The following is an 8,766-nucleotide window of genomic DNA, read 5'->3' as shown; positions in this document are numbered from 1 at the left end:
CGCCCCCCCGGTCTCAATGTTCGACACTGCCAACGACATCTGACTGAGCACTACGGCGCACACCCAAGGTCATGCTCACGTTCTCGGGCGTGCGCTGTGTGTGTTCCCGGTTCTGAAACCGAGCCGGGAAAGCCGCCTACACTTGGGGCAGTTGCGGGTCAGTCCCGCACACAACATGCAGGGAGCAGACCATGTATCAAGCAGTCTGGAATGATGTCGTGCTGGCAGAGTCGGATGAAACCATCCTGGTTGAAGGCAACCAGTACTTCCCGACTGAGTCGCTCAATTCTGCGTACTTCTCCCGCACATCGTTGACGTCGCAGTGCCCATGGAAAGGCACTGCAAAGTACTACACGCTCATCGTCGATGGGCAGGAGAACGCGAATGCCGCCTGGTACTACCCCGACCCGACGCTGGCGGCAGAAAACATCCGGGACCATGTCGCGTTTGGCAATGGTGTCCGCGTCGTGAAAGTCCACTAAAACGGCGACCGCCGCGAGAATCCCATTGAAGCCTTGAATCGCTAGATCATGACGCGCACACAACGGACCGAAGGATTGCAGCGGGGCCTTCTACGTCGAGACTAGGTGCGGATTAAAACCTCGGTTAATCTCGATATATCTAGATCTGATCAGGAGTTTCTTGTGCGAGTTGTCTTCATCATTATCTCAACCTCTCGTCTCATCCCGGTGGGTCTCGAGGCAATAAACATTGAATAAAAGTGTGTGCGTCAAGTCTTCCCACTTCTTTGCTCGCGTACCTCCCAAAGGCCAAGCGTCATTCGAAGTATTGGACGCTGCCCGCCGTCAGATATGTAGAGCACGATCCCCTTCGGAAAGCCTCCGGTTTGCGGTCTCAGGATCCCTCAAACGAGTGCATCTTCTGCTCAAATCGCAGGTTCAGATCCTCTACGATCCCGAGTTTCACCGTCACTATGTCAGCTGCAGGATTGGCCACCTGTGGTGCTTTGTGCTCGAAGGCGCGGCGCAATCGGAACATATCGAAACATATATTTCGCTCGCACGAGCGCTGACTAGGATCTACAAAAGTCTGCCGTCCGAGGCCGCCTTTCCAACCAGAAGGACGAACACGTGACCGTTCTCGAAGAAATCAAAACAGCCAATGACGCCTACGCCCAATCATTCGGTGCGAAGGCCACACTCGCACTGCCGCCAGCGCGCGGCTTCGCCATCCTCACCTGCATGGACGCCCGCCTCGATCCTGCCAAGTACGCGGGTTTGAGCGAGGGCGACGCGCACGTGATCCGCAACGCCGGCGGGCGCGCCTCTGACGATGCCATTCGCTCCCTTGTCATTTCCTACAAGCTGCTGGGTACCAAAGAGTGGTTCGTCATTCACCACACCAACTGTGGAATGGAATTTTTCACCGATGACGTCATCCGGGGCCTCCTAGCAAACAGCTTGGAAACAGCAGCCCTGGGAGAGGCAGGGTTCTACGACATCGGCACCGGCCCGGGCTCCGCCGAGGCGAAGTACATTGACTGGCTGACCATCTCAGACCAAGCGTCCAGCGTGCTGGAGGATGTCGAACGAATCAAGGCGCACTCGCTCGTACCGCGAAACATCCCGATCCATGGCTATATTTACGACGTTGCATCCGGGCGCCTGATCGAGGTACCGGCGGCCACGGCAGCAGGATCGGCATAGTAACGGACTGTTATTGCAAACGCCACCATTTCAGGCAAAGCCGCATAGGAGTAGTGCACTCTGGTCGCTGGGTCTGACTCTGCTCCCAATCAGAGTGCCGGTTACACGACAAGGACGTTTAGGCTGCGGCACGGTAAACAACCAGAGAGCTGTCCGATCTAGCGGTGAGTCCAACTCTCAAGCCTCTCGCGAAGACCTGGTGAGGCATATCGATCCGCAATATCGCCAACCGGGCGCTCCGAGTATCCTCAATCGTCAGCCTGCTCGTGGGTACGCGCTCGATAACCTCTTGCATCGCGAGCGCCACGATCATTGACTTGACCGGTACACGAGGCATTCCCCGACGCGCTCTCGCTTGGATCTCTATCTCGGCTTCGTGGCCATATCGAGCGCTGTTGAGGTGAGCGTCTGCCACGACGGTCTTCACGAGGCGATCGAACTGCCGCTGCCGTTCCGCTCGCCAAACCACCGCCTGCGTGCTTCGCACGGCCGCGGCGACGTTGCGGTCGGTCAGCAGGTCGACCCGGCGCATCCGCTCGGCGACTATCTCGACAGCTCGGGCGTCGACGATGTTCTTCACCGGGACCGGTAGGAGCCCCCTGCGCGCTCTGGTCTCCACGTAGGCGTTTGCGAAGTCGTGCATGCGGGCGCCGTTCTTGAGCATGTGCTCGGTGAGCGAATCGGCTAACACGGTGAACTGTCTCAGATGCTCGGGCTGCGATTGGTCATTGAATTAGGCGTCGGCTTCTCGTTTGTTTGCCCGGCGATCGGCGGCGGTCGTCGCGTGCAAGAGCTGCGGCGGGAGCCCGGCTCGGCTGAGGCTGCGCTCACGAGGTCTCGCTGCAGCATTGGCCTCCAGCTCGGACTGGTACGTCACCGGGTCGCTATGCCGGTTGCGCTGCCATTCGGCCCGACGCTCTCGGTTGCGCTCGGCCCACTGCCGAGTGATCCGCTTCGTGTGGTCGGGGTCAGCGTCCCGTCTGGCAGCGGCCCGGGCGTTCACCTCGTCGCTAAGGCTCTCGTAGCAGCGGTTGTAGTACTCCCTCAGTTTTTCGCGGTTCACCGCCACCCATTGCTGCTGATACTCGCGCTTACGATCGGGGTGCGCTTCCCGCCAGCGTTTTCGCACGCTCCCTTCCCCGGGCACGATCCTCGGCTTCGCGGTGCCGGCGGGCCGTGGCGCGGCGCATCGAGTCGCGATGGAGTTCCCGGGCTCGATCGAGGTGTTCGGCTCGCCAGAGTCGATTCAGCTCGCGGATTCGGTCGCGGTTCGCCGTCACATACTGGCGCCGCTTCTCGGCGTCTAGCGCAGACGGCTGACCCACCGGCGGTGCGTTCTCATCGGACGGGGCGTTCATGATCGTTGCTACGCGGTAGGCGGCGGGGCCAGCTCGATGACCAAAGCCAAAAGTTCAGAGCGATGCGCCGTCGGATTGGTGATCACGCGCTCGACCGCGACACGTAGCCGAACAGCATCCGCGTTCGCGATCGCAGCGACGGGCTCCAGGCAGCACGCGATGTCATTCTGGAGGTTGTGGTCATCATCTTCGATCGCGACCTTCGGATAGTTGTACAGCGCGGCCAGTGCGGTGCGACTGAGCAGATCGTCGAACTTCCCCTGCGGGATCGTCCTAGTGAAGCGTCCTGAGAGCGGACCTGTTGAGCCGATCATGCCGCTAAAGGGAGGAGCGCCAAGGTCGACTGGCCACGCTGTCAGACGCGCCTAGTCAGGAGCACCGGCTCATCGAAGCGCTCCAACCTTAGGTTTCGGAGAGCAGGGCCTGAGTTAGGCGACGGCGCGCTCCGGCCTCACGAACCTGTACCGCAACTAGGTGTATCAGACTCACGGGCCCGACGACGAAAAACTTGAGCGCATCCCAAACGTATAGCAGCACGAACACATTGAGCCAATTAGAGCCACCGGCTTCGACCAACCCCGCGAAATACGCCGCAGCGAACCCATACGGGATAGGGAAAAGCATCGCGGGCACGCCCCACTTGAGACCCCGCCGAGTGTCGATCGCGTCGGTCACGATGTTGGTCGGCATGAACCGGCGCGAGAAGTAATAGCTGCGGGCCGTGATGGCCAGGATGAATTCGAACATGGCGCGGCCTTGCAGATGTTGTCATCGCAGTGAGCGATGGCGCGCAATATCGTTTACCTGAGAAAATGTCTAGATCCGGATGCCCGTGGGGGGAAAGCCCCACGAATGGTCCGGGTTAAATCCTGCTGCGGCGGTGATTAGTGCTTCTGGCCACTGAGCCAGGTAACGCTTCCGGAATTTCTCGCCCGAATGCTTAGGGGGTCTCGGCATCGGGAGCCGGACCACCGCGCACTCCGGTTTAAAGGGCATCGAGGGCGCCTATCTCCTCCGCGGTCAGCGAAGGCGTGCAGGGTCTGGTCGTAGCCGAAGTCGATGACCCATACCTTGGTCTCAACGAAAAACCTGCAAACGTTCAATGCCAGACCGACGGATTCCCTCCCCATTTCACGCTCATTGAAATATGCGGCGGCGTTGTCTATGTTGCGGTAGCCAATGTTGAAGGCGGTCGCGGCAGCAGCCGTTGTGGCGTCGGGCAGGTCTAAAAGGCGCTAACGATTCGGGCGGTCAGCCGGCGTCCTCAATCAGGTTCAGCTGGGTGCCATCGGCGTCGATGAGATAGCCGACCCGCTGTCCCCACGGTTGCAGCTCGATGGGCATCAATCGTGGAAAGCCCACCCGGGATTCGTCGACTCCAGAATCGCAGATCGCCCGGTATAGCGTGTCGACATCCTGAACCCGGATACTGCACATGCACGAGCTCGTCGTCGGATCGAGGTCGCGGTAGGGGAAAAAAACTCGAGCTGGATATCGCCGCGATTCAGCACCATCCAGCCTTCGTCGCGACAACTTGCCCGAAAACCGAAGCCACGATAGAGGCGCTCCGTTTGCGGTTAAGTCACGCGACGGCAGGTTGGGTATAGCTCGATCCGTCATGAGCGCCAGAGTAGTGACGTCGACCTTTCAGCGGTAATCAGCTTCACAAAATGGGTGCGTCGGAGGATCCGGAGAATACGCTGTTGGAACGGGGTGAATGCCGCAATTCCCTGAGCGGTCGACAGTGTTTCGAGTCCAACGATCGTCGTGGTCACGCCGTCGCGGACGATCTCGCCACCGTTGGCCGCGACGAGGTTCCGATACCAGTTGACCTCCGGGCCGTAGGTGAGTTCGCACACAAAGCCGCCTGCGATCGGCTGCGCAATGATGGGCGTCTCGAAAGTCTTGCCGCTCTTGCGGCCCACGGTACGCACGATGGAGAAGTTCGTGCTGCCCTGGCGAGCCATACGACTGGTCAGCCGGTTCAGGGTGTGCTTGATCGTGAAAAGCCAGCCGCTGCGGAGCCTCGAGCGAACACTCATGGGAGAAGCATGTCACCAGCCAGCGCGCTTGACCAGTCCCAGACACGAGCCCTGAATACGATCCTGGCGCTGTTCAGATCCGTTGCCTACAGCGGTGCCTAACGGCGAGTATCACGTCGACGGGAGTGGATTTCCGCGAGACACCGTATTGCCCTCGGGATCCGCCAAGGTCAACTAGTCAGCCTCCGCAGGACTGTCCTATTAGGCGATCTGGCAGGCGTATTCGCTGATCTCGACCTCAACCTCGACCTCGACCTCGACTGGATCTAGCAGCTGACGGACGAGAACTTTGACGGCCCAAAGGAACTAGTCCTATACTCTCGTCAATTTTCCGTCGTAAAACCCGTAATCTCATCCAGGCCTATTTCATCTCGTGGGCTCTCGTTGCCGACCAAGAGCCTGAGTTCTTTGTTTCTCGTGTCCCGCCAAACCTGCTTGACCGCGACAGGCCTGCCCTTGGTGGCGGTTGTGACACGCACTGTGTCGGGGTAGGCACGCAACGCCTCGAGGAGGTCATCGAGCAGGGTTCGCTTGTTCGATGGTTCTCCTGTCGGCACCTTCCTGGCGGGCATCGCTGCTGTCGAAGCAAGGAAGGAAGCGGCGACTTCGGCTCTGCCCTAGTGTCTGGCGGCCGTGGCGGTACCGCGAGCGTCCAAGTCCCCCTTGACCAGAAGGCTCAGGGCGATGGCGACTGAACTCAAGATCAGCGCCGCGCTTGCAATGAGTGTGACCGTCACTGGCTCCCCAACCTGCTCAATAAACGGCGAGACGACGCCGGCGACAGCGGTAAGCAGGCCCGTAATGCCGCCAATATTCTTGACCCACCCGATGCTCGTCTTCGTGATTGCCAGTGACCCGGACTTGATTACCTGCGGGGAAGGAGGAGTGTCAGCTTTCCATGCTTGGGCACCCGTTCTGGCCGTCGTCGTCTCGCGGTCGTTGTCTGTGCCAAGCAACTGGAGGGACTGGAGCAGTTCGTCCAGTCGGACAGGAACGTCATCCCTAGTGAGATCGATTGCCGGAACCGGCCATTTGAGGCCTTCAAGTCCGTCGTCTGAGCCAATGCCATCGTGTCCACCTCAAATCCTGCCGTGCCGGAGTGTTCGAGAGAGTGCATCTTATGGCGAATGTAGTAGCCGGATAACCGGGTGCTAACGCGGGCGATCGAATGTCGGTTTCACAACCTCTATGCCGTGGACATCCTGGCCAGTGCAGCTAGACCACAGAAGTGGGAGCGTCTCCATTAGAGCCGTCGCCGCACGCCGGAAACCGTCAAATTCGTGCGAATGCCGTAGAATAGCGGATGTTCACCAAGATCGGTCTCATTCGCTCACCCGAATTGCACCACCGAAGAAACGGGCTTGAAAGCCCCGACAACGTCAGCGACTTCGCTGGTCGCTGTCCTGTTTCAGCACAGTGTTCACGGCGAGGGCCGCGGAAACCACGAGCGAGAGCAGAGGATCTTCAAGCGGTCGATGCATTTGCAGCACATAGTTGTCGGCTTTGGTAAACATCTCCTTGCTGAACCCCGCCCACGTACAACAGCCTTAACGCGGCGGTCAAACTACCGCTGCCGCTCCTCGTATCGGACCTCGGCTTGCGCGCTCCATGCCGCTGCGGCGACGCCGCGGCTGGTTAGCAGGTCCATCCTGCGCATCCGCTCTGCGACTATCTCGACTGCTCGGGCGTAGACGATGTTCTCCACCGGAACGGGCGGGAGCCCCATGCGTTCATGGGTCACCACGTAGACGTAGGCGTCGGCGAACTCGTGCATGCGGGCCTCATCGCGGTGGGTCTCGTAGTAGCGGTTGTAGAACTCGCGGACCTTCTCCAGGTTCTCCTCGACCCATCGCTGCTGATATTCACGCTTGCGATCGGGGTGAGCTTCCCCGCCAAAGTTTCGCACGTTCCCTCCCCCGGGCCCGCACTTCTGCCTCGCGGTGCCGGCGTGCTATGGCCCGACGCATCGAGTCGCGGTTGAGCCGCCGGGCTCGGTCGAGATGTTCCGCGCGCCAGAGTCGATTTAACTCGCGGATCCGATCGCGGTTCGCCGCTACGCACTCGCGCCTCTTGTCGGCCTCGCGGTCAGACGGCTGGTCCACCGGCACCGCGTTCTCATCGGACGGGGCGTTCATGATCACTGCCACGCGGCCGGCGGCGGGGCCAGCTCGATGACAAGGGCAAGGAGTTCAGAGCGATGCACCGTCGGATTCGTGATCACTCGCCCGACCGCGACACGGAGCCGGCCGGCATCATCGTCCGCGATCGCGGCGACGGACTCCAGGCAGTCCGCGACGTCGTTCTGAAGTCTGTAGCCATCATCATCGACGGCGAGGTTTCGAGGTCGAACTCGATACGCAGGCACGCCATCCAATCATTGCGGCACGCACGTGAGGAGTACTTGGCAGCGCGGCCGACATGGACCACGCGGCGCACCTCCTAGAGAGCGTGGATCATGACTATCCGCCTAAACCACAGGAGGTTCAGTTCCATGACACTTCACACCCAGCAATCGCTCTCGGTTTCATCGTCTCGGAACCGCAGCAGTCGGTCACGGAAGGCGATCGACGTCCGGGATGAAGAGGCGTTGCTCAAACGACATTGTCGTTATCTTTCTTTCAGTCTGTCTGGCTGTGTTTGCGGTGCGTGTACTTCGAGTGGCTCCTATTGCGTATGTCGCCCGATGAAGTCATCGATCAGATGCACAACGGTGTCCAGCTGCTCGTCCAAGACGAAGTGCCCGGTGTCGAGCAGGTGCAATTCAGCAGACGGAAGATCATCGAGGTACGCGCGCGCGCCTGCTTCAGAAAAGAACTGATCGTTACGCCCCCAAGGCAAAAGCATGGGGGGCTGATGCTCGCGCATCCACGCTTGCCACGCGGAATACAGCACGACATTGGACTGGTAGTCATAGAGCAGGTCGAGCATGATCTGGTCTCGTCCGGCTTGATCGAGCCAATGTTGATCCAAAGTCCATGCGTCCGGATCGACGAACTCTGGATGCGCGGCCCCCTCGAGATGTTGGGAGCGCGTTGCCTCAGCTGTAAGCGCTCCGCGGATAACAGGCTCCATCTCCTCTTGATTTATCCAGTATTGAACCACAGGCTGCATATTCGGTCCCAGTCCGGACTCGTAGGCGTTGCCATTTTGTGCGATGACCCCCTGTATCCAATTCGGATGTCGCGCCGCGATGCGATACCCGATAGGAGCCCCAAAGTCGAAAACGTACATGAAGAACTTGTCGATGCCGAGGGTGACTAGAAACGCTTCGATAACCTCGGCGATGTGATCGAAAGAGTAAACGAAGTCTCCGCCGCCACTACTCGAGGTGGGAGCGCCACTGTAACCAAACCCCGGGTAATCCGGTGCGATGAGATGCACCCGATCGCTGAGCCGATCCATCAGGCGCGCATACTGGTGCGACGCAGCAGGAAAACCGTGCAGTAGCACGAGCGTCGGCCCATCCGCCGGTCCCGCTTCCCGGAAGAAGATCTCCAGCCCGTCGACGGAAACGGTGCGATGCCGCACCCCCGTGAGCTGATCAGTTTCCGTGTTGAATTCGGCCATACTGTCCTCGTTTCGCCCGCTTATGCCTACAATTCAGGCTTTCACTCGCGGTAGCTCATGTCAACACGCCCACAAAGTGATGCTATTTTCGCTCGTCCCTGACGAGATGGAAGATGACCACGTCTACGCCCC

The 8,766-nt window shown here is 59.8% G+C and carries 12 protein-coding genes; 2 read left to right on the top strand and 10 right to left on the bottom strand.

The genetic code is table 11. From position 1 onward, the window contains the following. Positions 1 to 191 precede the first annotated feature (191 nt). On the top strand, positions 192 to 482 hold the full coding sequence (locus tag E3N85_RS00615) for a DUF427 domain-containing protein (protein ID WP_134458377.1): 291 nt from the start codon (positions 192 to 194) through the stop codon (positions 480 to 482). A gap of 609 nt (positions 483 to 1,091) precedes the next feature. Next, a complete protein-coding gene (locus tag E3N85_RS00610) occupies positions 1,092 to 1,667 on the top strand; it encodes a carbonic anhydrase (RefSeq protein ID WP_134458375.1) in 576 nt (191 codons plus the stop codon). A gap of 118 nt (positions 1,668 to 1,785) precedes the next feature. On the opposite strand, the gene E3N85_RS00605 is transcribed toward E3N85_RS00610, so the two are convergent. The 10 genes from E3N85_RS00605 to E3N85_RS00560 all read right to left on the bottom strand — a co-directional run bounded on the left by E3N85_RS00605 (position 1,786) and on the right by E3N85_RS00560 (position 8,634). Next, entirely contained in the window at positions 1,786 to 2,331 is a 546-nt protein-coding gene (locus E3N85_RS00605) for a hypothetical protein (protein WP_134458373.1), read from the bottom strand. Between the two features lie 69 nt (positions 2,332 to 2,400). Continuing rightward, complete coding sequence (locus E3N85_RS00600) at positions 2,401 to 2,796, bottom strand: hypothetical protein (RefSeq protein WP_134458371.1); 396 nt, start codon at positions 2,794 to 2,796, stop codon at positions 2,401 to 2,403. Between the two features lie 237 nt (positions 2,797 to 3,033). Further along, on the bottom strand, positions 3,034 to 3,339 hold the full coding sequence (locus E3N85_RS00595; protein ID WP_134458369.1) for a hypothetical protein: 306 nt from the start codon (positions 3,337 to 3,339) through the stop codon (positions 3,034 to 3,036). A gap of 88 nt (positions 3,340 to 3,427) precedes the next feature. Further along, a complete protein-coding gene (locus E3N85_RS00590; RefSeq protein ID WP_134458367.1) occupies positions 3,428 to 3,772 on the bottom strand; it encodes a sulfate permease in 345 nt (114 codons plus the stop codon). Positions 3,773 to 4,276: 504 nt separating this feature from the next. Next, on the bottom strand, positions 4,277 to 4,462 hold the full coding sequence (locus tag E3N85_RS16455) for a hypothetical protein (protein WP_198412023.1): 186 nt from the start codon (positions 4,460 to 4,462) through the stop codon (positions 4,277 to 4,279). A gap of 179 nt (positions 4,463 to 4,641) precedes the next feature. Continuing rightward, on the bottom strand, positions 4,642 to 5,067 hold the full coding sequence (locus E3N85_RS00580; RefSeq protein ID WP_134458365.1) for a nitroreductase family deazaflavin-dependent oxidoreductase: 426 nt from the start codon (positions 5,065 to 5,067) through the stop codon (positions 4,642 to 4,644). Positions 5,068 to 5,684: 617 nt separating this feature from the next. Beyond that, entirely contained in the window at positions 5,685 to 6,023 is a 339-nt protein-coding gene (locus E3N85_RS00575; RefSeq protein ID WP_134458363.1) for a hypothetical protein, read from the bottom strand. A 423-nt stretch (positions 6,024 to 6,446) separates the two neighbouring features. Further along, complete coding sequence (locus tag E3N85_RS16905) at positions 6,447 to 6,581, bottom strand: hypothetical protein (protein WP_134458361.1); 135 nt, start codon at positions 6,579 to 6,581, stop codon at positions 6,447 to 6,449. Positions 6,582 to 6,631: 50 nt separating this feature from the next. Continuing rightward, entirely contained in the window at positions 6,632 to 6,973 is a 342-nt protein-coding gene (locus tag E3N85_RS00565) for a hypothetical protein (protein ID WP_134458359.1), read from the bottom strand. Between the two features lie 758 nt (positions 6,974 to 7,731). Next, positions 7,732 to 8,634 carry an alpha/beta fold hydrolase gene (locus E3N85_RS00560; RefSeq protein ID WP_134458357.1) on the bottom strand — a complete coding sequence of 301 codons (903 nt, stop codon included), beginning with the start codon at positions 8,632 to 8,634 and terminating at the stop codon, positions 7,732 to 7,734. Between the last annotated feature and the right edge of the window lie 132 nt (positions 8,635 to 8,766).

The organism is Cryobacterium sp. Hz9 (assembly GCF_004402825.1).
Classification (GTDB): Bacteria; Actinomycetota; Actinomycetes; order Actinomycetales; family Microbacteriaceae; genus Cryobacterium; species Cryobacterium gelidum.
The sequence above is the reverse complement of the archived record's forward strand: the minus strand, read 5'-3'. Positions and strand labels throughout refer to the sequence as shown.

Bases quoted from the DNA above. Each gene is read 5' to 3' on its own strand.
- E3N85_RS16905 (WP_134458361.1), bottom strand. From the start codon at position 6,581: ATGTTTACCAAAGCCGACAACTATGTGCTGCAAATGCATCGACCGCTT.
- E3N85_RS00595 (WP_134458369.1), bottom strand. From the start codon at position 3,339: ATGATCGGCTCAACAGGTCCGCTCTCAGGACGCTTCACTAGGACGATC.
- E3N85_RS00590 (WP_134458367.1), bottom strand. From the start codon at position 3,772: ATGTTCGAATTCATCCTGGCCATCACGGCCCGCAGCTATTACTTCTCG.
- E3N85_RS00560 (WP_134458357.1), bottom strand. From the start codon at position 8,634: ATGGCCGAATTCAACACGGAAACTGATCAGCTCACGGGGGTGCGGCAT.
- E3N85_RS00615 (WP_134458377.1), top strand. From the start codon at position 192: ATGTATCAAGCAGTCTGGAATGATGTCGTGCTGGCAGAGTCGGATGAA.
- E3N85_RS16455 (WP_198412023.1), bottom strand. From the start codon at position 4,462: ATGTGCAGTATCCGGGTTCAGGATGTCGACACGCTATACCGGGCGATC.
- E3N85_RS00605 (WP_134458373.1), bottom strand. From the start codon at position 2,331: ATGCTCAAGAACGGCGCCCGCATGCACGACTTCGCAAACGCCTACGTG.
- E3N85_RS00580 (WP_134458365.1), bottom strand. From the start codon at position 5,067: ATGAGTGTTCGCTCGAGGCTCCGCAGCGGCTGGCTTTTCACGATCAAG.